Raw genomic sequence first — 23,762 nt, 5'->3', positions numbered from 1 at the left:
GTTGCTCAATACCCGGTCGGCGCTTTGGATCTTCTGTCAATACAATAGTGCCGTCAGCCACCTTAATCACTTACATCATAAGTACGGTGTCGAAAACCGTACGTCGAGCGTTGGTGGGAAGGACTGAGCACCTGTGGTGTCGTGGTGTCCACCTAGGTCACTGGTTCAGAGTGCCTGCAAGTACCGCCAACGTCTTTTCAAGAGCGTCTGCCTCCTTTCCTGTTTGCAGGCGTGACGCACTATCTTACGTTCACGGCACGCTACTTTCGCGGGTGCCTGACCAGTCGGCATGACGAATACGGAATCCGATCCGGCTGCTGCAGCCACCGCCATGCGCCGTCACAAAGGCGACGCCTTAGGAGATATTGATTCGATTCAAACCACTGGCGGTGGAAACACCAAAAAAATTTCCTTTCCTCGTGGAGGGTTGCCTCGTGTGAGATATTCTTTTCTTAGCATTCGTATGGTCAACATGACGTGCCCGCTGCATCTCTGTAACAGCTCCTTGACTTCGTCCTGACCCACCTGCTCTCGAACGCATGCAGAACTGAAACGCTCCCCAAAGGAAAAGCGAATTAATGCCGCCCATGTTTTTGACGGCTCACGCTCCTGTATGTTGGGTAAACCAAACACCGAAAAGACGTCACGCAAAGTGCTCGGGTGAAGACCAAGCCCTTTCGCGAGCGCCTCCAGCTGGCCGTTGTAGCGCGGGTATTGCTTTTCGAACTGACTGGTCCAGTAGTGGGGCCACCGTGAAGCTCTATCGGACTCCTGGTATTTGTATAGTGCTTCAGATGAGGACACGTCAAATATCGCCGCCGTTGCTGTCTCATATAGGGCTGCCATCGCCATCACGTAAGCTTCCCCCGCGGCGGGACGTTTCGTCACATCAACCACAGAGTCGATCCGATTGAAAAACGAAAACGGCTTTTTTTTGACCCAGCCCTGCACATGCGCTTCGAGCCACGCCCGTTCAACCTGCGCAGATAAATGATCGCTGATGTTGGGTCTATTACCATAGCGTCCGGGACGTAACCCCAGGTCCCATGCCCGTTTAGCGAAGGTCCCGTGGATACAATTCAACAAAAAGGGGCGCTCACGTTGCAGTAGCATCGTGGAGATGCTGGCAAACCGTCGTAAGAATCCGCTTTTCGGCAATTGTTCAACAACGGACTGTACCGACTTTAGTCTCTCTTTCAACAACCACGTGTGCGGCAGGCACTCAAATGGGCTCGGAGCGTCAACCACCGATAATCTGGAGCCGTGAACGACACACCAATCGACACCGACCAATTGATGGCATCGCCGGTACCACGAAAAGGCAGACTGCTGTAGATCTTCCGCAATACATTGTTCACAGCAGTACGCGCGTCCTGCTTTAAATGACATTCCAGGGCGTTGCCCATTGCGGGTCCTTTCGTGAGTGTCGAGAACCCCGTCATTTCCGATCATTGCTGCTACTTGGAAGCTAGGCCGCATGGAGTGTTTTTGGGCATAGTCACTGACTGCCATACCTGAAATCACCGCCAATTGATCCAATCTCGGCATGCCGCTGGGATCCAGGCCGCGTTCGACGACAGCGTCCTCAATGAATCTCTTCAGGTCGAGTTTATTCTGGCACCCGTTGATCAACTGAATGCGGACTTGGTGCCCCGCCGCAAGTTCGTCTGGCATCGGTACGACATGGATCATTTGCCACTCCCACTGTCTCTCGGTGCGTTCCTTCAATCATCTAGCGGATTCCTAAGTTATAGGATCAATCGGTGAAGTTGTTCAGACATATGCGACAAAGGCGAACGTCAGCAGTCGCAATCGTCAGATCATCTTTTCGCATGACCGATCTCGTGACGAAACAGTACGCCTGAGTCCGATGATGCGGCTCGACGTGACCCAGCGTCAGAATACTGCCGCATTGCCTGACTCTTATCGACATGGTCCAGGGACGATAAAATCAGTTTCAATGAAAGCCGACTCCCGCCCCTTCGTCGCCGTAACGTTCCACGTGCAAGGGTGCTCCCTTTTGGCCGAAAGCCAGCGCGCTATGCCAGTCAGGCCCCGCCAGAAAAGGCCGCAAGAGGCTCGCCTACCTTGATCGCACTCACTCCGTACTGCATTCCGAGACGACACTTAGGCGATGACGACCTAATAAGCTACCAGGCGGATTCACTCCTTCAACAAAAGGATCAGGAGACCGAAATCAAAATGAAAATCGGCGGCCGGCCGCTCGGGGTAAGGGACGCATTCGCCTGCACTGTGAGCTAACGTTCGCCGCCGTCGAAGTATGAATATCGGCGAAGCGACTCGTAGTCGTCTGACGGATACCGATCCCTGAACGTCGAGTACGGCCGACGAGCAGCCAGACCCGAGCCAGCTCGCTGAAGGCACTCTGCCCAGTCCGCTCCGTAAGGAGTTACACTAAGACCCGCCGCATTCGTGAACGTATCCAGTATGCGTGAGGGCCAGCAAATGCCTGACAATAAATTGAGCCAAGTCACCGACCGCCACATCCGGTCCACACTTGACGAACTGCGTTCCGACGTTGATGTGGCCTTCTCGGCGCTTCAACGCAATCCCGGCTCACAAAGCTGTTGCAGGCAGGCAGCATGGGCGGCGATCGAATATCTTTACGTGGTTCGCGAGTGCACCGGGCACCTCATCTGGAACAGGAACTGCCCGCAGTGCACCTCGGACATGATCTTTCGTGACGAGGCTGAACTAAATAGCAAAACGCCTATGCAGGGCATCCACATCGAAAAGCCTTGGGATGTAAGCATATGCGAAACGTTTCGGTCTGCGGCTGAAGCGCGCAACCTTAACGTGCTGGATTTTTCGCCGCCTAGCACCATCGCGGACGCCCTCTTTCGCGTGTTTCGGATGCGCCAGCGGCTGCTGGATCCTCGAACCCCGTCCAGTTTGCGGATCACTAAGATTGAACTTCAAAGCGCTTTGATTGGCGTTGCGTGGGCTCATGCAACAGCACATAGGCTGTTGGCACCCCTACACGAATCCCCTTCCCAAAAGTTAATCCGAAGTTTGAGGCAGCGGGAGATTCCGCCATATAGTCAAAGGAATCGTCCCCATTGATGTTTCTTTTGGTGTGTGAGCTTTGGCCGCACGATCGCGGCCACCCGGAATCTGCCGAAGTGCGCGAGCCAGATGCCGATCCGCTAGGAATACCGCGATCGCGATGATAACCCGCGTCCTTTTCGAAAAACGTACCGGTGTCCCGGTCCGGCTCGACGCCCTGCCCGCCGCTTCCGCTTACCGGGTGTCCGGGAGCATGGGCGGCCCGCACGCGACGCGTCCCCTTGGGGCCGGCACACCGTGATAAGTCCGCTTATCGCGGCAATCGCTGGCTGTGCGCCCCTGGCGGCCACGCGGGCGTGAGTCAGCAATTCTCCCCGATAAAGCTGGCCGGCCGGGCCACCCCTCGTCGCCGCTTCCGGGGTCCAGCGGTCTTCCGCAAGTCTGACGCGGGCGGCACGTCCTCGGCTTGAGCGGACGGTCGCGTCGACCAGGTCAACCGAGTTTCGGGGCCTGGCGATGGTGGGTTGCCTGTTCGTAAGCGTATGCCATTGCGATCAGCGCGGCTTCATCCCACTGGCGGCCAACGAAGATGATCCCGAATGGCGAGCCCGAGGCGTAGTAACCTGCAGGCACCGTGACACCCGGCAATCCCGCGATATTGATTTCGCCAACGGTGGTTTCCTGGATCGTCTCCTTCCCAAGAAGCGGCGGCAATTCGCCGCGCATTTGTGGAAACACCAGCGCGTCGAGTTTCCTGTCGGCCATCACGGTGTCGAAGATGCGCAGGTACCGCGCCTTGAGTGCGATGAATTCCGAAATGTCCGGTGGACTCGATGGGTCGGCCAGTGCCGCAGCGAATTGCGGCAGGTTGTGCACAAAGCTCAACACGCCCGTCTTACCGAACACATCTTGCGACGCAGTTGCTTTCGCGAAGTCGTCAAACGTCTTCAGCGAGGAATCAGGACCCAGGCGCCGGAGGTATTGATGAACGTCGTACGGAATTGACTCCATGCCGCGAGCGTCAAAATTGGCGAGCGGCGGCGTAGGCCTGCGAAGTGCCGCGAATGCCGATCCGGCAAACGGATCCTCAACAAGAATCGCCCCGGCCGACTGCAACTCGTGCTTCGCGCGTTCATAGAGTCGCGCCGCCTCATCCGATAGCGGCTGCGCACGCCAACCCGGTCCATACAGGCCAATCCGTTTGCCCGTCAACGCATCGACGCTCAGCGACGCGGCATATCCGCCCTCTGGCAGGCGTCCAACCGAAGCCAGCGTCTTTGGATCTTCCGACGAATAGCCAGCAAGCACGTCGAGGCACAGCGCCGCGTCGAGCACGGTGCGCGCAATCGGGCCGACCACATCGCGATTACCGGACAGCGGCATCACGCCCGCATTAGGCACCAGTCCGATGGTCGGCTTGATGCCAACGAGGTCCTGCGACGACGCAGGGTTCTGGATGGATCCACCCGTTTCTTCGGCGAGTCCCAACACCGCCATCGCCGATGCAACTGCAGCCGCCGTGCCTGCACTGCTTGCGCCCGGCACGCGGTCCGGCATCACGACGTTCAATGTCGGACCGGCCCAACTGTCGTTCGCGTGCGTGCCTGAGTGGCTCAATATCGGCACGTTCGTCTTGCCGAGCATGATCGCACCCGCGGCACGCATGCGCGCAACGACCGGTGCGTCTGTCGCCGGCATCAGATCGACGCCGCCGGTCTTGCTGTAGAGCAGCGACCAACCGGCCGTCGTCGGAAAACCGACCATGTCCATCGGGTCCTTGATGACGACCGGCACGCCTGCCAATGGTCCCAGCGCTTCGCCCGCCGCGCGCCGCCGGTCGATGTCACGCGCATCGTCGAGAGCGGCCGGGTTCAGAAAAATGAGCGCGTTGTATTTCCCGTTATATGTCTCGATCTGTTCGAAGCACGCCTTCGCAAGCGATTCGGCGGTAAAGCGTTCGCTTGCGAAACCGTCCTGTACCGCTTGAACAGTAAGGTTCGATAGATCGATGCCCACTCCAGCGCCTGAAAAAGCCTGAAATTTTGAAGCGTCATTGTTCATTTCGAAATCCAATATGTTTTGTCAATTTGACGACAACTTGAAATCCGCGCCCCATGGGCGTACTCATTGCCTGATTGGCTGAGAACCTTCATCCCAACTGGACGGTGCGGTGAAATCAGTTGGCTTCGTCGCGGTCGCCAGATTTGACGCTGCGCTTCAGCCGAAGAACCTCACCCGCCTGGATGACCGAGTGACAGATATCATCAATAGTCACGCGCTTTTCCATCGCTTGGGCCCTCAGCATGTCGTAAGCCTCGGCTTCGGTGAGTTGGTGCATCAGCATCAGGATCGCTTTCGCCTCGCCCAGATGCCGGCTATCCAGAAGCTTTTGTTCGAGCGTTGCGATTCTCTGCGCGTCCCGACGTGCTCGCTTGGCGTGCTGCAACGCCATCACAACCGCCGACAGCAGTCCCGACGCGCGAATCGGCGTGGTGACGATCGCATCCGAACCCATCTTGATTGCCTGGTCGATGAAGGTGGGATTCTCGAACGCGACCACTGAAATGAGAGGCGGGGCGTCGGGACCGAGCCACTCGTCTTTCGGTGCGCGCTCCTCGGGGCGGAGTGCCCGGAAGACAAGGTCCACGTTATCCGGCAACACGTCGGAGGGTGGCCAGATCTGTTCGACCATGAAACCGATGCGCCGGAGGTGGCTTGTCAGTGTCAGTCCATCCTCGTCTTTTGGATGAAAGACGGCCACGCGCAGACCGCGATTCAGGATTGAACCGGTCAGACTTCGCTGTCCAGCATCGCCGCGCGAGCTCACCTCAGTACTCCCTCGTGCTGAGTTTCGTCACCCAATCCCCGAGCGTTTGCCGGGTCATGTATGGATCGGGCGGAACCGCAAACTTGGACTCACGCAGAATACTGAACTGACCATCGGCATTCGCACGGCCGACGCGTGGATACAGTGCCATATGGTGATTGACAGGGTCGATCCGTACTCGTCCTTGCGGTGCCGGGAATTCAGCGCCAAGCAGGTGCGGCATGATCGTGCCGATTTCATCGGAACCCGCAAGCTCATACGCTCTGGCGAACATATGCATCTGGTAGTAGGCCGCTTCCCAGTTCATGTCGGTTGGCTTGTCCAGACCGAAACGCGCCTGATGGCGACGTAGAGCCGCGTGATTCTCAGGGGTATCGAGACTCTGAAAGTAAGGCGCAGCCGTGAAATGACCGGCAGCGATGCCCTTCTTCATTGCGGATATTTCGGTCTCGGAGGTGTTGAGGCTCGCTATTGGCATCGTGGCCGGATCGAACCCGGCTTCCGCAAAGGCTTCGTACAGATAGGGCACCGTTTTGCCAATCACCGTGCAGAAGATCCAGTCGGGCGCCTTCCTCCTGATATCCGCGACGACATCGGCAAACTGTTCTGGCCGCGCATCGAGTTCGAGATAGCGCTCTCCAAGGATGGCGCCTTCCGGATGCTGCAGTAGCAGTTCCTGCATGGTGCGGTTGCATTCGTACGGGTACACATAGCGCGATCCGACCATGTAGACACGCGCGCCGAACGTTTCCGTCATGAAGTCAGCAAGCTGCACGCCATTCTGATTCGGTGAAGCGCCGCTGTAGATGATGTTGTCGGAGTACTCGAAACCTTCATATTGCTGGGAGTACACCAGCAGGCGGTTGTATTTTTCCACTACCGGCAGCATTGCCTTGCGGCTCGTTGACGTATAGCCACCAAAGATGACATTGACACTGTCCTTCAGGATCAGGCGTTCCGCGAGCTCGCGGAACGCTGCGGGATCAGAACCCGGATCGTAGTGGATGGCGACCAGTTCCCGGCCCGCGATACCGCCTCGTTCGTTGATTTCTTCCATGGCCAGGACGGAACCCCGCCACTGGGACATCTCCAATAGTGACGTCGAACCGCTGCCGGAACACAGGAGGCCTACTTTGATGGGATCAGACAAAGCCATTCGTTCAATGCTCAACTTGAGTAGGCCGGAGCGGGACAGTCAAAAATATCAACAGTGCCCCGCCCTTCGGCGATCTGCCTATTTCAGGTAATGCTTGGCGACCATCGCGCCGACCGTGTACTTGGGATCCACAAAATTCCCAAGCCGGACCTTACCTACCTGACTCAGCATCATATATGCATCCCACTTGTCGAAGCCATATTCAGCGGCCATCCAAAGCACCAGTTCACGGTACGCGATACGTGTCGCATCTTCGAGTGGCCGCGCGCTACCAATGCTCATCAGGGCATCTTCGTTCTCGAGACGAGGCCAGGCGATCTGCCAATTTTTGATCAGGTCGACGCGAACTGTCGTCGTACTCGCGTACTCGACCGCAGTGCCGCACACTTCGCCGTCGCCCTGGCAGGCATGAGCGTCGCCGATGAAGAGCCGGCCGCCGGGCGAACGGACAGGCAGATAGGTAATACTGCCCGGCCCCATATCCGGTACGTCCATGTTGCCGCCGTGAGAATCCGGCGTGAGTGAGTTGATCGAGTCAATCTCCGGCGAGAGGCTCAACGTGCCAATGTGAGGCCGGTATGGCAACGTGTTGCGCCGGCTCCAGTACACGTTCTCTTCGTCAATCTTGATCTTGCGGACTATCTCGGGCAGCGGCTCGTTCAGCAGCGCCGTGTAGTCGGTGCCCGTCAGGCCACCGAAATTGGGAATCATGCAGCAGAACCCGTGCGGGTCATCGCCCCGCGGGGCCATCTTTTCGATGTGCACCGCAATCACGTCGCCCTTCTCCGCGCCCTCGATCATGATGGGACCATTTTGCGGATTCAGGAACGGCACGGTCAGCAGCTCGGACGGCTTGTCCGTTTCCGAGGTAATCTTCCCTTCGAACGCGTCTCGCGTCTCTACCACCACACGGTCGCCCGGCTTGATATGCATGACCGGTTGCGAATAAGGCCCAATGGTGTAGTGAAACGTCTGTTGCAACTCCTCGGTGAGGTGGTGCTCCACCGGATCGCGGTCAGCCCCGACGCCGCGCTTCATCATGATCGAATTTTCAAGCCACTTCATCTTCCTGTCTCCGTCACAGTGCCAGATACTGGCGAATCAGTTCTTCATCCGCGAGCTGCTCGCGCGTCAACGTGTCGACGATGCGACCCTTGTCCATCACGCAGCAGCGCGTCGCAATACTTTCGACCATACCCATATCCTGTTCGACCAGAAGGACACCGATACCGGTCTCCTTCGCGATCTTCAGGAGCGTCTGTCCAATCAGCTCGACAATCGACGGTTGAATGCCCTCGGATGGCTCATCAAGCAGCAGGATCTTCGGAGCACTGACCAGGGCTCTTGCAATGGCCAGTTGCTGCTGCTCGCCTCCGCTCATCGTACCGGCCTTTTGCTGGAATTTCGCTTTCAGTACCGGGAAATAGCTGACAACCCTGTCGCGCATCTCCGCAGCACGGGCGCGATTCGCCTGCGCACCGACCTGAAGATTCTCTGCAACAGTCAGGGCGCCGAATATCTCGCGCCCTTGCGGCACGTATCCGATTCCCTTCTGTGCGCGTGCGTAAGGCTTATCGTGGCCAACATCGCCGCCATCTAACTTGATGCTGCCCGTGCCCAACGGCACAAGCCCGATCAACGTACGCATGAGCGTTGTCTTGCCGACACCATTGCGGCCGATCAACGCGAGAATCTCGCCTCGATCTATCCGCAGCGAGACGCCGTTCAGCACCCGACCGCCGCCGTAGCCGCTCTCAACCCCGGACACTTCAAGCAACGTTGTCATTTCTTCCTCCCGAGGTAGATCTCGGCGACATCATCTCGAGCGAGAATCTCGTCGAGCGGGCCATCTGCGAAAAGCCGTCCGCCATGCAGCACGGTGACGCGCGACGCAATCTGCTTGACGAACGTCATGTCGTGCTCGACGACCATGATGGTCAACCCCGCTTCGCGTAGCCGCATAATCAACTCGCCTGTTGCGTGCGTCTCCTCGACCGACATGCCCGCCACCGGCTCGTCAAGAAACAGCAGCTTCGGCCCGAGCGAGACTGCCATTGCTATTTCGAGCCATTGCTTTTTCCCGTGCGAGAGATTGCCGGCCAGCACCGACTCTTCCCCCTCGAGCATGAACCGCTGCAGCAGCGCGTCCAGACTCTCGGGACGGTCATCCCTCGCGCGGTGCAACCCAAGTTGCAGGTGTTGACGCACCGTCAATTCCGGAAAGACGCCCGGAATCTGAAACTTGATGCTCATTCCCATGCGAATGCGTTCATGGGGCAAGACATGGCTCATGTCGCGTCCGAGAAAGTGGACGCTGCCTTCGGACGGCCGATGCTCGCCCGTGATGAGCTTGAAGAATGTGCTCTTTCCCGCGCCGTTCGGACCGATGACGCACCGGATCTCACCGGCAGTCACCTGAAAGTCGATGCCATTAATCACCTGAGCGCCACCGAAGCGTTTCGTGAGCGCGCGCGTTTCAAGTAGTGTGGTCACGATTTACTCCCCTTTTTGGGCCTCGAACGCATCGCGAGGCCGATGCCGCCGAGGCGTCTGTGGACGCGCCGCAAGGCTCCGCATAAGCTTGAGCGCGAATGGCAGCAACCCCTCCGGCGCAAACAGCACCACGATGAGAAGAATCGCCCCCATGAGGATGAGCGCGTACTGGCTACCATAAATCGCCAGGTACTGGGAAAGCCAGACAAGCAACGCCGTACCGAGAATCGCCCCGCCGATGCTTTTTCGACCCGCGGTCGCAACCCAGATGACAGGCATCGCAGCGGACGTGAGACCCATCGTGGAAGGCGTAATGTAGGATCCCCAGATGGTGTATAGCGCGCCAGACAGGCCGCCTAAGGTGCAGCCGAATACGAAGATCAGAAGCTGATGCCTGCGGATGTCGATACCGAGCATCTCCGCGCGCTGCGGATTCTCCCGGATCGCCACGAGCGCAAGCCCAAAGGTGCCATCGAGCATCTTGCGAGTAACCCAGTACACGACGAATAGCAGCGCCAGCACGAGGTAATAGAAGCTTGCATTCTCAAGCGTGAGCGGACCGCCAGGCCACGGCATCGTGAGCTGCGGCATGTCTCCCATGCCGTTGTAGCCGTTCAGCCGCGCCGCGCCGATGGCCCACTGCGGGCCAGCTGTCTGTGCCATGAACGTCTCGAGCACGAGCGTGACCGACAAGGTCACGATCCCTATGAATACGCCCTTGATCCGGCCATAAAAAATCATGTAGCCGATCAGGGCCGCTGCGACCACGCTCACTAGCAGTCCGACTACCAGCCCGGTCCACGACGAGATCCAGCTCTCGCCCAGATTGAGCGTAACGATGCCGTATGTATATCCGGACATTCCAAAGAACGCAGTCTGACCAAACGAAAGAATGCCGCCGTAGCCCCACATTGCGGCAAGTCCAACCGCGCAGAACGCCCACACCAGGCAGTAGGCGAAATTGCCGCTTGTATTGCTGTCGACGACTAGCGGCAAACAGAACGCGACCAGCCATGGCGCGAGTTTGATCGCAAGCGAAACGGCTCCCGCGCGAGGCGTAGCCTGGGAGGCTGATTTCAGTTGATTCACAGCAGGCTCCTAACGCGAGCGAGTGAACAGATTGCCCAGACCTTGCGGCATCAGGCGAATCACGACGATTACGGTCACCAGCAAGCCAATCTGGCCAAACAATTGGCCATAAGAAGCGGTGAGTCCGGTCTGGATGAGTGCCAGAATTCCTGCAGCGGGCGTGGTACCGGCAATGACATTGGCGCCGCCTACCACGACGGAAACGAACGCCTGCACGATGAAGTTGCTGCCCATGGTCGGCACAGCCGTCATCGTCGGTGCGTACAGCGCGCCGGTCAGCCCGGCGAGGCCGGCACCAAGCGCGAAGGTCAACGTGTATAGCCTGTCAGTACGCAAACCCAGGCACTGGGCGATCTTTGCGTTCTGAATTGTCGCCCGGGCGCAGACACCATAATTCGTCTTGAAGAATAGCCAGTACAGCGCGAACAGGATGCCAAGTGCGATCCCGGGCAAAACAGCACGATAGGTTGAGAACGAGTATTCGCCCAATGAGAACGAGCCGAACGGCGTGCCAATTCCTTCGAGCGACGGACCGGCGACGAGCAGCATGGTCTGCTGAACAATGAGGCTGATTGCCCACGTCGCTACAACCGAGTCGAACAAGCGATCGTACAGGTGCCTGATCACAAGACGTTCGATGATGACACCGGCGATTGCAGCGGCGATGGCGCCAAGAAGCATGGCTAGCGGCAGCGGCACGCCGTGCTTGGCCGCAATGATGGTCACATACGCGCCACACATGATGAACTCGCCATGCGCGAGGTTGATCACCCCCATCATTCCAAAAATCACCGCGAGCCCAAGTGCGGCAAGCACAAGGTACGCGAAGTTATCGCCGAACTGATAGATCAGCGAATAGAGCAAAGACAACGTGGTCATAAGAGCCTCACCCAGGTGCCGGCGTGGTCGCCGTATACAGTTGCGCAACCACGCCGGAATCAACTAACCAGAACGCGGGATGGATCGACCCTTCACGACTTCTTCGGCAAATCGCTTGGCGTGTACTGGTGATGGTCAGGTTTGCCGGGCAGATCGCAACCAACCTTGTCCAACCAGTACGGCTGGACATCGCTCCAGACTTTCGGAATCTCCACTGAGTGATCGGCCTTCACGTGCACCAGGTAAATGGTGTGGCTCAGATGGTGGCTTTTTGGGTCCATACACACTTTTCCCGATGGGCCGTCCGTGCAGATCCCACCGCCCTCGAGCGCCTTGCGAACCGCGTCCTGATTGGTGGACCCCGCTTTCTCTACGGCAGCCTTGTACAGGTAGACCGCGTCGTATGCATTCGCGGCCTCCTGGTTGATGTACGGCTCATTCGGGAACTTGGCGTGGAAGCGCTTCTTGAAGTCGTTACTAGCCGGCGTATCGACCTCCTCCACGTAGTTCGCCGTCACGTACATGTCCTTGAGTGCTGGCGGTTTGAAGCGCTTGTGCTCGTACGCTTGACCCACGTTGACGGAACTGGCCATCGGCAAGTTCAGGTGCGCGGACGCCTGCTGCTCGTAGTACGAGGACTGATTCGCGCCCACCAGAAGTGTCACGACGAAGTCCGGTTTTGCCTTCTGGATATTCTGGATCGTTTGACCGAATTGCGACACGCTGAGCGGAATAAACTCCTCGCCGACCATCGTGCCGCCATTCTCCTTGACGATATTACGCACCCACTGCGCCGAGATCTGGCCAAAGTTGTAGTCGGCCGCAATCGTGTAAACCTTCTTGCCAAACTTCTGCATCATCCACGGCAGGAGTGTCGAGAACTGCTGCTCGGGAACCGCGCCCGTGACGAAAGTATTTGAGTCGCAAACACCACCTTCGTACTGGTTGTTGTACCAGTAGAGCTGATGTGCACGGTCCATGATCGGCCGGATGGCCTCACGGGAAGCACTGGAGAACCCACCGAAGATGACATCCGCCTTGTCCGTCTGAATCAGGCGGCGCGATAGCTCCTGAAATTTCGTGTTGTCCGACTGGGTGTCGTACGCAATCAGGCTGATTGGCCGGCCCAGGATGCCGCCTTTCGCGTTGATTTCATCGACCGCCAGCTCAGTGGCGTGAATCTTGGGGATCGTCGCCAACGCGAAGTTGCCGGAAGCATCCTCGAGCAAGCCGATTTTCACAGGGTCTGCCGCTACCGCGGCGACCGACGAGCAGGCAAGTCCTACGGAAACAGCGATACGCAGCCAGCGGCACGTGTTGGACAACATTCGTCTTCTCCAAAAGTGAACTCGAAGCAACAAGAAAAAAAGACAAAAAAAGCCCCCCGACGAACCACTGGTTCGTCGGGGGGCTTCGATGCCGGATCCCTAGGCGGACATCGTTGTCAGGCCATCCGGGATGATGACCGATACTAGATCACCAAAATTCCGAATGTCAACGCTGAGCGAATTTAGGCTCGAAGGCGACGATCGCACCGTATGGATCCCGTACAGTCCGTAACGCGACGCGTCGTATCGATCTGGCAGGGCAGATGCTGGCGGTGATTTCACTCGTGGCGCTGATGTTCGCCGTCGTAGAAAGCGGCAGGCGGGGCTGGGGGAGTCCAGCTGTGATGATGGGTATCGTTTGTTTCGTCGTATTCGGCGCGCTGTTCGTGCTGGTGGAGGCGTGGCAAAAGGAACCAATGCTGCCACTCTCCCTATTCCTGATACCAGCTGTGAGTGTGAGTTCGGCGATCGGACTGTCGCTCAACTTTGGCTACTACGGGCTGATGTTCGCAATCCCAGGCATCTCGGCGCCCAGATTGGCGCCACGCTCGTACTGCACACCTGGGGCTCGGCGCTCACGCATCACCCGCATGTGCACGGCATCGTCCCAGGTGGCGGGCTGTCGCCTGACGGTGAGCGCTGGATCGCCTGCCGCCCCGGCTTCTTCCTGCCCGTGCGTGTCCTGTCGCGCCTGTTCCGGCGCTGCTTCCTCGAGGCACTCCAGTCGGCTCACCACCGTGGCGACCTGCAGTTCTTCGGCGAGGATACCGGGCTCGCTGCCCCCGCCATCTTTGCCCGCTGGCTTGCGCCGCTGCGCACCTGCGAATGGGTCGTCTACGCCAAGCGACCGTTCGCCGGACCGAAGGCGGTGCTCGAGTATCTCTCACGCTACACACACCGCGTCGCCATCTCCAACCAGCGCCTGGTCGCCTTCGATGAGCGCGGCGTGACATTCCGCTGGAAGGACTACCGCGCGAAGGGACACACCCGCTACAAGACCATGACCCTCGAAACCGGCGAATTCATACGCCGCTTCCTGCTCCATGTGTTACCCGCTGGCTTCCATCGGATCCGCCACTACGGACTGCTCGCCAACCCGGTGCGCCGCGCCAGACTCGCGAGGGTGCGCGATCTGCTGCACATCGCACCCGCGACCAGCCCATCACCGGACCACGCCATCATCGAAACCCGGCCCGTCTTTATCTGCCGGCACTGCGGCGCACCGATGATCGTCATCGACATCCTCGCGCGCAGCGCCCCGATCCGCGCACCGCCCATGCGCCGGGATCAGACATGAAACCCACGGCTCCTCGAACTGCCTGTCTAACGTTGGCTTTGCGGCAACGCGGCCCGCGAACGCACGCATGCGCGCGTCGCTTCGCGATGTGCTTCGCGCGCCCGCTTCATCATCCCGAATACACAACTGCACCGCGTCGCTATGGCGTTAGTGCCCGACCGGCTTCCCGCCAGACTGTGTCGCACCCGACATCACTGAGCATCCCGGGCTATCAATCACCATAGCCGCGAAAGCTCCAACCGCATTGGGGCACTCCGCGGTTTCCTCCATCGGGCTTATTCGACGCCTGCCGGCACGCGCAGAGGTACCGTCACGTTCCTGTGGCCGACGGCAGGCATCGAATAACCCTTAACGACCTCAGTCGGTGCCGATCCCGATGACGGCGCACGGCTTTCCTAAACGATGACCGTAGCTCGGGGCCACCGTTCCAGATATCGTTTCTGCTCGACCCGCCGGCGGTAGGTATCGATGCTGACGCGTGTCGGGTTGCGTCGCACAACCATAGAGAAGAGATCGTCGAGCCCGTAAGGGGCCCAGACATCGATTGTCCCGTCATCAAGAAGAGTCAATCCTACTGCTGTCGTGTACTCGGGCCACGACGCTATTGCTTCGCCCAGTGAGGTCAAAGGCGGCACCGCGTGGCCGAACACGTTTTCGAACCAGAGATGAACAGCAGCCTGATTGGTGACTTCCCATGGAATACCCGGACATTGCGCCGCTAGGCGGCTCTGAATTTCGGCGTCGCGAGTTGAAGACAGATCGGATGCGTCGAAGTAGGCGACATCGACGTCGGCTATGTGCGTTGGGATCTCATATCCGTGCAGCGAGTCCCAGACTAAATCGCGAATCGCTCCCGCGCCGATACACCAGGATTCCAGCCGCATGTCGCGTACCGCCAATAGCGCAGACATACACCAAGATGAGTGTCTCGCTATTTCGACCAACCTTTCGTGGAAATTCATCGCGGATTTTTCTGCCCGAGGCTTGCGGAAGTGAGGAGATTGTCACCAATTCCGGCCGCACCGTCGAGTGTCCCAAATTGGCCGGACAGCGTCCGAGGGCCGCCCGGCGCTTCCCCCTCACACGTCGGTTTGTTCCGCCATCTCAAGTGCATCGTCGACCTCGATGCCGAGATACCGTACGGTGCTTTCCAGCTTCGTGTGGCCTAGCAGAAGCTGCACCGCCCGCAGATTTTTGGTGCGACGGTATATCAGCGACGCCTTCGTTCGCCGCATCGTATGCGTTCCATAAGCCGTGTCGTCAAGCCCGATTGATCCGATCCACCGATGGACCAGTCGAGCATACTGACGTGTCGAGAGATGCGGCGAGTCGTGAATCCTGCTCGGAAACAGATAGTCACCCGACGAAAGTCCTGCCGCCTTGATCCACGCTTCGGAGCTCGCGCGGGTCTGCTCGGTGATTTCGAACTGCACCGGCCGATGGGTCTTCTGTTGCATTACGGTCGCCCGTGTCGCCACACGTGAGCCCAGACAGATATCGGATACCCGTAATCTGGTGAGATCACACGCTCGTAATTTGCTGTCGATTGCCAGATTGAACATCGCGAGCTCCCGGGTCTTTGCTGCAAGCTGCAGGCGGATGCGAATCGCCCAGATTTCCCTTAGTTTCAGTGGCGGCTTCTGGCCTGTCAGTTTTCCCTTATTCCACGGAACACGCCGAGCGAGGCCAACATCAATCGATTCCATGACTGTTCTCCTTTCAACGGAAGGAGAACCAGTCTGTGCCAATCGCCGACGAACGATGTGCGACCCATAGGGGACCTTCAGATTTGCCTAGAGCGGCCGTTCGTGTGACGGATAATGAAACCTCTACGCCACTTGTCCCAGCCCATGACACTCACTGCTTTTGGCCCCGTACAAACCAGTCCCAGCGGGGACTCTTTCTATCTAGCAATTCCGGGTATGTCTGCCTCGCTTGTGCTCTGCCTCGCGGACCCCGATCGCCCGTCGGCGACGCTGGACACCCTGCGCGACGGACAGATGGTCTCGGCTGTGGAACTGTACGCGCTGCTGCCGGCTCTTGCCGACCCGCACTGGAAACCGATGGACTGCGGGGGCCTTGATGGGCTTAGGATCGGCTGGATCGAAGATCTGGACGAGTTGCGGGTGACCCTCACGATCAACGGCACGACCCGCGAAGATGCGCCCGGCACTAGGTTCGTGGCCATGGCGCAAGCGGCGAATGCCGTGTCGGAGGCACTTCGCCTCGCGCGCGATGCAATGACCGGCTACTGGCTGGTGACGGCAGGCGGAAAGGAATTCACAGCTTTCATCCGCTCCGACAACAGTTGGTGGATTGCGGAGTCGGTATCGACGAACGATGCTCGGCGAATCGCACGCGTGAGGGCGTATCGCACCGATGACAATCCGCAGGCGGCACTTAGAGCGTGGGCATCATCGCAAGGACAGCCAGTCATCATCAAGCAGCGCTAGGCCGCCGTGTCCATTGACTGCTTGTGGCCGGACCCAGAAGTCCACGCCAGTTGATGCGCAATGCATCTCGCTCACGTTGCGACCTTCAGCACACGACCCACAAGGGACGATCGCAGCCATTCGAAAGCGGACACTCGGATCGCGGATCTCACTACTTCCGTGCTAGCTTGCGACTATCTTCGTCACGGGCTGAATGGTCAAATCCATCGCCATGCTCGAGTCTCGACCATGCTGATTTTCCAGCGCTTTGAAACCCATCACCTCGTAGAAACCAACAGCGTTGGCTGCGGCATTGACCCGGATGTACGGCACGTCACTCTTCTCTGCGCATCGCTTGATCACCTCATCCATCAGAGCGCGACCAATCCCCATTCCGTGAAACTTCGGGTCAACGAACAGACTGCACAAGTTCCAGAACTTTTTGACGAGCACGACGCCGACGATGGTTTGGTTGATGACACATTTTAAGTGCGCGCATTCCGACGGGCTATTGATCGCCATCCGCAAATTCTTTTGAACGTTCGCGATAAAAGCCGTCTTTTCGGCATCGTCGGCTCGCACACTCGTGTTGATCACATGGATCATCAACTGTTCTACCGTTAGCTCGTCGGAAGACTGTACATCGGCAATCAACATCACCAACTCCATTTTTTTATCGGCACCAACCGAAATTATTCGAAAGGAAGTCAATCAAGTCCGGCGACAGCACGAGATTGCATGGACAGTCTGCAACGACGCTCAGTCGACAGAATGCTCGCCCATTGTCAGCGATACAGACGTCTATGTCGAATGTCCCAAGCTGGCCGATAGCACGCGGATCGCGGGATGGCATCCCGATGAGATCTCAAGTCGAACTGAAGAAGATCCACCGAACGCGTCCTGTCGACCCACAACGGTCGGTCGTCTCCGCGTCCTTCAAAGCCGTTTGCGAGGTACAACGGCCGCTTCTTGTTCGTCCTGCAGATCCTCGGCGTCCCGGTCATCCGCGGCTCGCAGTTTCCCGCTTGCCGCGGACGGTCGCCTCAGGGCGAGGCTTGGGATCGTAGTCGACCCCGGACTGGCCGCTCGAGCTGCCGAATTCCAAAGCGCTTGGTCAGGTAGTATTTCCCAGGTGTTAGTTGACCCCGAGTTGTCCTCGCTCCCAAAGCATAACTCCCGTTGCATTCGGACCAGTGTGAAGCTTTCAGGCACGAGGCGTGCCTTCCAGATCGGTGATCCACTGCGTTAGTCGCTGCGCGAAGGCGTGCTGAGGTGGCCAGTATTGCCACTGAGCCTGGGCGACGGCTATCTTAAGGAGCGCCAATACCGCTACCCATTCCACGCTTACATTGAGCTCCGGCGCCTTAAGCGCAGCTTCGAGTGGATTGTCATGTCTATCGATAAATTCGCGTACTTCGACGGTAGGGCCACTGCGCATATCCGGCGGAAGAAAGGTGAGCATGCGATTTAACGCCGATTCTTCAGTATCGGTCGAATTTATCGAAGCGCCGAGCACACAGTTGACTAGGTCAGGCACCGCAGGCAAGTATCTAGATATCGTCTGCAATGCCGCGATGGCAACTGTCCAGCGCGCCTGCTCGTCTTGCGTGTTATCGATCTCCATTGTGGCGGAAGCGGTTCGAGGCTTTAGCCCGAGCAGCGCCCGCAGGCCGTCGGTTGGTAAGAGCCTGTCGTCACGATGCACGCGTGCGCGCATTGCCAGATAGCGGGTTCGATTCACAAAGCGCTTCCAGCCTCTCGGGCTCATGCACAGTGCGACAATAACTGGTTGCCATGCAAGCAGCGATGCAGTGAAGGCATCTGAATCACGTAAGGTGTAGGCAAAGCCACGGACGCGGACGTTCGCTCTGAGTCGCCGCACGGCAAGTGCAATAGGCGCGCAAACGACGATCGTCGCTAGCAGCCACGGCCAAATGACTCTTTTCTCTCCAGGCAACATGAAGCTGGGGCCCGGTTCGTCGGTATCGCGAGCGGGTACGGATATGGGAGTGGGGATCTGGGTAGTCGACGTCGCTCTTGGAATCTCGGGCACACTACTGGCAGGAGTTGTTGGGATCGTGGGCTTGATCAATGCGGACGTCGTGGGCCGGGGTGCCTCCGATATAGCCATCGGCGCGAGAAAGCGAAGGGTGCCGGCAATCAGGATCGAAGCAACAACGAGTGCGACGATGCCGTTGCGCCGACGGACGATGCCATACACTAGTCGATCAAAATAATTGATCTTGATCGCTGGCGCGGGTATTTCGGGCTCGACCATTCGGCGCCACGCCTGGATATCGAAGCGAGGGACCGGAATCTCGACGTTGATCAGTTTCTCGAGGTATTGACGCGCATATGCTCTGCGTTTGGCGCGTTCTTCCTGATCAACGTCATGGTCCTCGGACGGCTTCGGGTGCGCCATCAGATCGGACGCTTCGTTGGCCAGCTTCTCACTAGCCAGGCCAATCAATCGCTCGATCTGCGTGCGTGCCATGCCGATCACAACAAAACACTTTCCGCTCGTCACCAGGTAGTTGATCGATTCCAGTACCTCGAGGGCCTTCTCGGGAACGCAGCGATCCAGGTCGTCGACAAAAATCACCATCCAGCGCGGCGAAAGCGCATCGGTGACGCTGTCGAACTGGCGCGCAAATTCGTTGCGAAACGTGGTTTGTTTTTCAACGTCCCGAGGTTTGAAATCACCCACCATGGTCGCCAGTAAGCGCGCCGGCGAAAATGGAAAGGCGATCAGAAATTGTGGTACGACGCGTAAGGCGTTAAATAGAAATAGCAGCGCAAGAAGGGCGGCACCGAGCAACCCGATTTGCGGATCAAGGCTGACAAGATTCTCGAGCAAACGGCCTTGCCCCTCAAATACTTTGGAAAAAGTTTCCGGAAGTTCACGAACTTTATCAAGAACAGTCATGCCATCGGAGAGCCATATCGAAGCGGCCAGAACCAGCGTACAGAGCAGTACGGCACTGCTTACTGGATGCTGATACCAGCGGCGCACGATTAGTCGCAGATGGAACGTGAACATCAAAAGCGGCGTCCAGAGCCGGGGCGTGCCTTGATCCCGAATCGTTTCGAGTAGGACCGCAAGCATCGACGCTTCCTTCTGGTGGTGCCAGGCGTTGAACCACGCGGTGCATACTTTGCGCTTCTGCAATTCGGCCCGTAGCAGATTCATGACCGAACTCTTTCCCATTCCCCACTCACCGGTGATGGCAATCGTGATACCTGGCGCGGTCTCTTCATTGCGCAAAAAAGCAGACAGGCTAAGCGCAATTTCCTTAAGGTTCAGTGCGTCGTAGTCGTCTGGCGCCAGCGGTGCGTCAGACGACAGATGATTGGCGATCGTGGGGATTTCCGCGTCATTGAGCGCTCCAGGAACGCCGCGTAGATGGCGATACAACAGGAGGCACACGCCGAGAATCGTGACCCACGCGACGTAGAGCCACGGCGCAGGCAAACGGGAATAAACCACGGGTCGCCACGAGCGGCCGCCATCGCCGGTCGTGAGAATCGTGCCGTCGCCAACCGCGACGCCCTTCATCCCGAAGAGCTTGATGTCTTGGAGAGTGTAGGTCGTGCCACTGTCGATGGTCTTCCATGTTTCACCGGAGTCGGTGGTCAGCAAGAGGGTACCGTTTGTCCCCGAGATTACGCCGCGTGGGCCATCGAAATCGACACCCATCAGGTCGTTCATTGATGGCGTGACGTGTCGCAACGTTTTTTCCGGCGCATTTGGATCGAACGATACAACCATGCCGCCGTCCCCGACCGCCCACCAATGCTGCATTGTGTCGACGAAGAGTCTGCGGGCCATCGCCGGCACTGGGACGGGCGCCGCCAGCCATGACACGCCCCCGTCGGTCGTGCATCGTATCTCGGACGAATTTCCGGCCACGCACCCCTGTTTCATGTCAGAAAGGAATAGGGCGTCGGTCGCGTAAAAGTTCACATCCCATGGGACGTTTTCCCAGTGCTGACCGAAATCGCTGCTTAGATAGCGGGTTTTTGCCTCGCTAGAAACAACCGACACGCCACCAGAATCGTTTGCCTGCACGCGAGTTAATATTTCCGGCGCGATACCTTCCATTGCCGTCCATGTCACTCCGCCGTTGTGAGTCGCTCGGGCAACGACGTCGCCAACGGCCCAACCATAACCTCGGTCGATCATTAAGACGTCACGCAATTTGGCGGTGACGCCGACTGAAACGATCGTCCATGTCTCACCCAGATCTTTCGACTTGACGAGTGTGCCGTCCCCACCCGCGACCCAAATGACGTTCGTCCGTTCGTCCACAAAGACCTTCCTGAAGTGCGTCTGCAGTCCTTGGGTGCGGCGTGCCCAGGTCGTTCCGCCATCGAGCGAAGCGAGCACCGTCCCCGCCGCGCCGATTGCGACGAGAGTATTGCCGGACGACGCGATGCCGTAGAGGTTCGCGCCAGTTATCGCGTCCCCCGATGCCTTGGTCCAAGTCCGGCCTCCATTGTTCGTGACGAGCATCGTGCCGTCGTCACCGACGATCCATCCATTCTCAGAATCGCTGAATCGAACACGGCGCAGGGTACAGCTGCAGTAAGGTAATTGCGGCCGGATGTTGCTCCATACGCCGAATCCCATCACGGTGCCGTCTTTGCCGACGGCCCATCCACCGTTTGCAACGGGTAGCGCAAAGTCGACCAATCCTGATGACGCGAGGCGGGAAACGTTCTCCCAGCTTTCACCACCGTTGTGGGTCTGCAACATGGCGCCGCTGGCGCTGAGCAACCAGCCGTTTTTGTCGTCCGTGAACGCAATGGCTTTAGCAGATATTGAAACGGCTTGCGTTTTTTCGACCGCTGGCGAGCCTTGGTTAGCAGGTTCTGGCAACTTATTATTGAATTTGGTTGCCGGGTTCAAGGACCGCGGTACCGGACTCCCATTAGGCGATGTTAGCGTGCCAGGTGATCCGACGATGGTCGGAGCCCAGCTTGCGCCGCCATCATTTGTAACGAACAATTCACCACCGGACGTCACCAGCCAGCCGTGCTGCGCCGAGGCAAAAAGGACTTGCGAGAAGTCTTTCGGCCCAAGGCGCGTTGGCTTCAAAATCCAGTGCGTTCCTCCATCAGACGTGTGCAACAGCGTGCCGTTGGCGCCTGCGACCCACCCTGTCAACGCGTCGAGGAAATCGATGGAGCGCAAATCCGCCGTTCCGGTATATTCCGCTGGCGTCCAGGTCTGGCCAGCGTCGCTCGTCGAGATTAGGGTCCCGTGGCTTCCAGCCACCCAGCCGCGCGTGGCGGAGACGAAATAGACGTCGTTCACGTCACGGAGGACGTTTGAAGCGTGAAGAAACGCATTGCGCTCCTGCGGAGTCGCCCACCATCGCCAACTTGCGATGCTCTCGGGCACTGCCGCAGCTGCCGTCAATTTTTCGCTGCTCTGCCAGAAAAGCGCGTACAACGTGCTCAGAAGGATGCTTGCGACGGCAAGCATCGCGCAGACTACCGCCGGCCATGCCTTTTCTCGGCGAGTGGCCAATGAGTCGGCGGATGCCATTTTGGGCGACTCGGGCCCGGCGACCGAAGAAGACGGGTTGGTGTTGAGCGCTACCATTTCGGTTCTCCGCTAGCACTACGAGCATCAACCAGACGCTGCGTGGTCCTGAGCGGCCCCGCGCGGCGCGCAATGAAAGCCTGCGACGTGCAAGAAGAGACCGCGACCTCGCGGCCGGGTCGTCAATTGGCCGTCAATTCATCTAACGGTAGTACAAAAACAGGCTGCAGGTCTTTGGGTTATTTACCGAGGCGGCAATCGGTGTGCTATGCAATAGACACGCGGACGCCGCCGCAGCCCCGCAGTACCCGCGCGTCCGTCATCAGGCGCAGTCATAGACCGAGTTGAATTTAGCCAAGTTCTTGAGCTTACTTTGCATCAGTGACTTAGTATGGCATTTTGCCAATGAAACCGATTAGCGCCATTTGAGGCGGGAACGCGAGCCAATATGACGCCGTCATCAGTGATGGAACTGACCAGTGGATCGATCCCGAGCTGAGCCGTCGCGGGATGATTCGCAGCTAGAGCGTGTTAGGCACTTTGGATAATGGGTACAGCATGGACGAGCATGAGCATGGCAAAGACGACGAAGTGCAGGCCCGCCAGGGTTTCAGGCAGGCGCTCGTAGTCGCGTGCCAGTCGCCGGAAGCGGTTGAGCCATCCGAATCTGCGCTCGACCACCCAGCGACGCGGCAGCAGCACGAAACCCTTTTTCGCCTCGGGCAACTTGATGACCTGCAACTCCATGCCTTCGTCACGTGCGGCCTGTGCAGCCGCGTCACCCGTATAGCCCTGGTCTGCAAAGGCGAGCTTCACCGTCTGGCCAGTGACATGCTGAACCTGACGCGCCAACTCGCCCACCTGCGCACGCTCCTGCTCGTTGGCTGGCGTAATGTGTACCGCGAGAAGCAGGCCCAGCGTGTCGACGGCCATATGCACTTTGCTGCCCCGCTTGCGTTTGTGACCGTCATAGCCCGCGCGCGGACCGCTCTCACACGTGGACTGCAAAGTGCGGCCATCCAGAATCACCGCACTGGGCTGGCCCTGGCGCTCCTGCGCCACGCGCAGCACCGAGCGCAAATCGTTGACCATCGCCTCGAAGCAACCCGCGTTGAGCCAGCGTTGCGTTTGCTGGTAGACCATCTCCCACGGCGGAAAGTTAGTCGGCAGCATGCGCCACGATGCACCGGCGCGCGCCATCCAGCGCAGCGCGTTGAACATTTCGCGCAATTCGTATCGGCGCTGCGGCGCGTCTTCGTTCATCAAGATCAGGTAGGGAGCGGCGAAGCTCCATTCCTCGTCCGAGACATCCGTGGGGTAGGGCTTGCGTTCTGGCATTCCGCCAGGTTACCAGGTTTGACCGAAAGTGCCTAACACGCTCTAGGCAAAACACCGCAAAGCCAAGGCGCCAACGTGCGGTTGTCCGCCGGTATTTTCGATTCTCCTTACACGAACAAGGTGCCGAGCCAATGACGCTTTCCCTTTTTCGAGCGCTTCAACGATCGCTTCGTGACGAGGACGCGGCGCGTTGAATTCGTTACTGGTTGCTGGGAAGGCACTCACTCAAGTACTCGGTACGGGCCAGCGGCGATTCGCACTAACGGGCAATTTTTTTACGAGCCAGTTATATTCCAAATTCATCTGCGGCTCGCGCGACTGCGTTTATTAATTTAAAGGTCGCACCTG

17 protein-coding genes and 1 pseudogene are annotated in these 23,762 nt (G+C 58.4%); 3 read left to right on the top strand and 15 right to left on the bottom strand.

The features are described from left to right. Positions 1 to 375: 375 nt before the first annotated feature. Positions 376 to 1,692: a TniQ family protein gene (locus tag P3T40_RS14485; protein WP_429268398.1), complete on the bottom strand. Its 1,317-nt coding sequence runs from the start codon at positions 1,690 to 1,692 to the stop codon at positions 376 to 378. Positions 1,693 to 2,466: 774 nt separating this feature from the next. Between P3T40_RS14485 and P3T40_RS14480 the strand changes: the two genes are divergently transcribed. Next, positions 2,467 to 3,084, top strand: a complete 618-nt coding sequence (locus tag P3T40_RS14480; protein ID WP_429268397.1) for a hypothetical protein — start codon at positions 2,467 to 2,469, stop codon at positions 3,082 to 3,084. Between the two features lie 435 nt (positions 3,085 to 3,519). On the opposite strand, the gene P3T40_RS14475 is transcribed toward P3T40_RS14480, so the two are convergent. The 9 genes from P3T40_RS14475 to P3T40_RS14435 all read right to left on the bottom strand — a co-directional run bounded on the left by P3T40_RS14475 (position 3,520) and on the right by P3T40_RS14435 (position 12,799). Beyond that, positions 3,520 to 5,088, bottom strand: coding sequence for an amidase (locus P3T40_RS14475; RefSeq protein ID WP_429268396.1), 1,569 nt, complete (start codon positions 5,086 to 5,088; stop codon positions 3,520 to 3,522). A gap of 115 nt (positions 5,089 to 5,203) precedes the next feature. Continuing rightward, entirely contained in the window at positions 5,204 to 5,854 is a 651-nt protein-coding gene (locus P3T40_RS14470; protein WP_429268395.1) for an ANTAR domain-containing response regulator, read from the bottom strand. Between the two features lies 1 nt (position 5,855). After that, the gene (locus P3T40_RS14465) at positions 5,856 to 7,010 is read right to left on the bottom strand and encodes a transporter substrate-binding domain-containing protein (RefSeq protein WP_429268394.1); all 1,155 of its coding nucleotides are present in this window, start codon (positions 7,008 to 7,010) and stop codon (positions 5,856 to 5,858) included. A 78-nt stretch (positions 7,011 to 7,088) separates the two neighbouring features. Next, positions 7,089 to 8,075: an acetamidase/formamidase family protein gene (locus P3T40_RS14460; protein WP_429268393.1), complete on the bottom strand. Its 987-nt coding sequence runs from the start codon at positions 8,073 to 8,075 to the stop codon at positions 7,089 to 7,091. Positions 8,076 to 8,088: 13 nt separating this feature from the next. After that, the gene (locus tag P3T40_RS14455; RefSeq protein ID WP_429268392.1) at positions 8,089 to 8,796 is read right to left on the bottom strand and encodes an ABC transporter ATP-binding protein; all 708 of its coding nucleotides are present in this window, start codon (positions 8,794 to 8,796) and stop codon (positions 8,089 to 8,091) included. Further along, positions 8,793 to 9,503, bottom strand: a complete 711-nt coding sequence (locus P3T40_RS14450; protein ID WP_429268391.1) for an ATP-binding cassette domain-containing protein — start codon at positions 9,501 to 9,503, stop codon at positions 8,793 to 8,795. The genes P3T40_RS14455 and P3T40_RS14450 overlap by 4 nt, the downstream gene beginning before the upstream one ends. 3 nt (positions 9,504 to 9,506) lie before the next feature. Then, the gene (locus tag P3T40_RS14445; protein ID WP_429268390.1) at positions 9,507 to 10,592 is read right to left on the bottom strand and encodes an ABC transporter permease subunit; all 1,086 of its coding nucleotides are present in this window, start codon (positions 10,590 to 10,592) and stop codon (positions 9,507 to 9,509) included. Between the two features lie 9 nt (positions 10,593 to 10,601). Beyond that, the gene (locus P3T40_RS14440; protein WP_429268389.1) at positions 10,602 to 11,471 is read right to left on the bottom strand and encodes an ABC transporter permease subunit; all 870 of its coding nucleotides are present in this window, start codon (positions 11,469 to 11,471) and stop codon (positions 10,602 to 10,604) included. Between the two features lie 92 nt (positions 11,472 to 11,563). After that, positions 11,564 to 12,799, bottom strand: a complete 1,236-nt coding sequence (locus tag P3T40_RS14435; protein WP_429268388.1) for an urea ABC transporter substrate-binding protein — start codon at positions 12,797 to 12,799, stop codon at positions 11,564 to 11,566. Positions 12,800 to 13,268: 469 nt separating this feature from the next. Here P3T40_RS14435 and P3T40_RS14430 point away from each other — a divergent pair. Beyond that, a pseudogene (locus tag P3T40_RS14430) lies at positions 13,269 to 14,096 on the top strand (IS91 family transposase); the annotation flags it as partial. A gap of 395 nt (positions 14,097 to 14,491) precedes the next feature. Here the strand turns inward: P3T40_RS14430 and P3T40_RS14425 are convergent. Together P3T40_RS14425 and P3T40_RS14420 are read right to left on the bottom strand one after the other, a co-directional pair. Beyond that, positions 14,492 to 15,058 carry a nucleotidyltransferase family protein gene (locus P3T40_RS14425; RefSeq protein WP_429268387.1) on the bottom strand — a complete coding sequence of 189 codons (567 nt, stop codon included), beginning with the start codon at positions 15,056 to 15,058 and terminating at the stop codon, positions 14,492 to 14,494. 117 nt (positions 15,059 to 15,175) lie between these two features. Next, a complete protein-coding gene (locus P3T40_RS14420) occupies positions 15,176 to 15,802 on the bottom strand; it encodes a tyrosine-type recombinase/integrase (protein WP_429268386.1) in 627 nt (208 codons plus the stop codon). Between the two features lie 216 nt (positions 15,803 to 16,018). Here P3T40_RS14420 and P3T40_RS14415 point away from each other — a divergent pair, with 216 nt between their 5' ends. Next, positions 16,019 to 16,549 carry a hypothetical protein gene (locus tag P3T40_RS14415; protein WP_429268385.1) on the top strand — a complete coding sequence of 177 codons (531 nt, stop codon included), beginning with the start codon at positions 16,019 to 16,021 and terminating at the stop codon, positions 16,547 to 16,549. A gap of 162 nt (positions 16,550 to 16,711) precedes the next feature. On the opposite strand, the gene P3T40_RS14410 is transcribed toward P3T40_RS14415, so the two are convergent. The 3 genes from P3T40_RS14410 to P3T40_RS14400 form a co-directional block, all read right to left on the bottom strand. Continuing rightward, on the bottom strand, positions 16,712 to 17,185 hold the full coding sequence (locus P3T40_RS14410; protein ID WP_429268384.1) for a GNAT family N-acetyltransferase: 474 nt from the start codon (positions 17,183 to 17,185) through the stop codon (positions 16,712 to 16,714). Between the two features lie 547 nt (positions 17,186 to 17,732). Next, positions 17,733 to 22,136: a YCF48-related protein gene (locus P3T40_RS14405; protein WP_429268383.1), complete on the bottom strand. Its 4,404-nt coding sequence runs from the start codon at positions 22,134 to 22,136 to the stop codon at positions 17,733 to 17,735. Positions 22,137 to 22,607: 471 nt separating this feature from the next. Further along, on the bottom strand, positions 22,608 to 23,414 hold the full coding sequence (locus P3T40_RS14400) for an IS5 family transposase (protein WP_429268382.1): 807 nt from the start codon (positions 23,412 to 23,414) through the stop codon (positions 22,608 to 22,610). Positions 23,415 to 23,762: the final 348 nt, after the last annotated feature.

The sequence above is a fragment of the Paraburkholderia sp. EB58 genome, assembly GCF_050436665.1.
GTDB lineage: Bacteria > Pseudomonadota > Gammaproteobacteria > Burkholderiales > Burkholderiaceae > Paraburkholderia.
The sequence above is the reverse complement of the archived record's forward strand: the minus strand, read 5'-3'. Positions and strand labels throughout refer to the sequence as shown.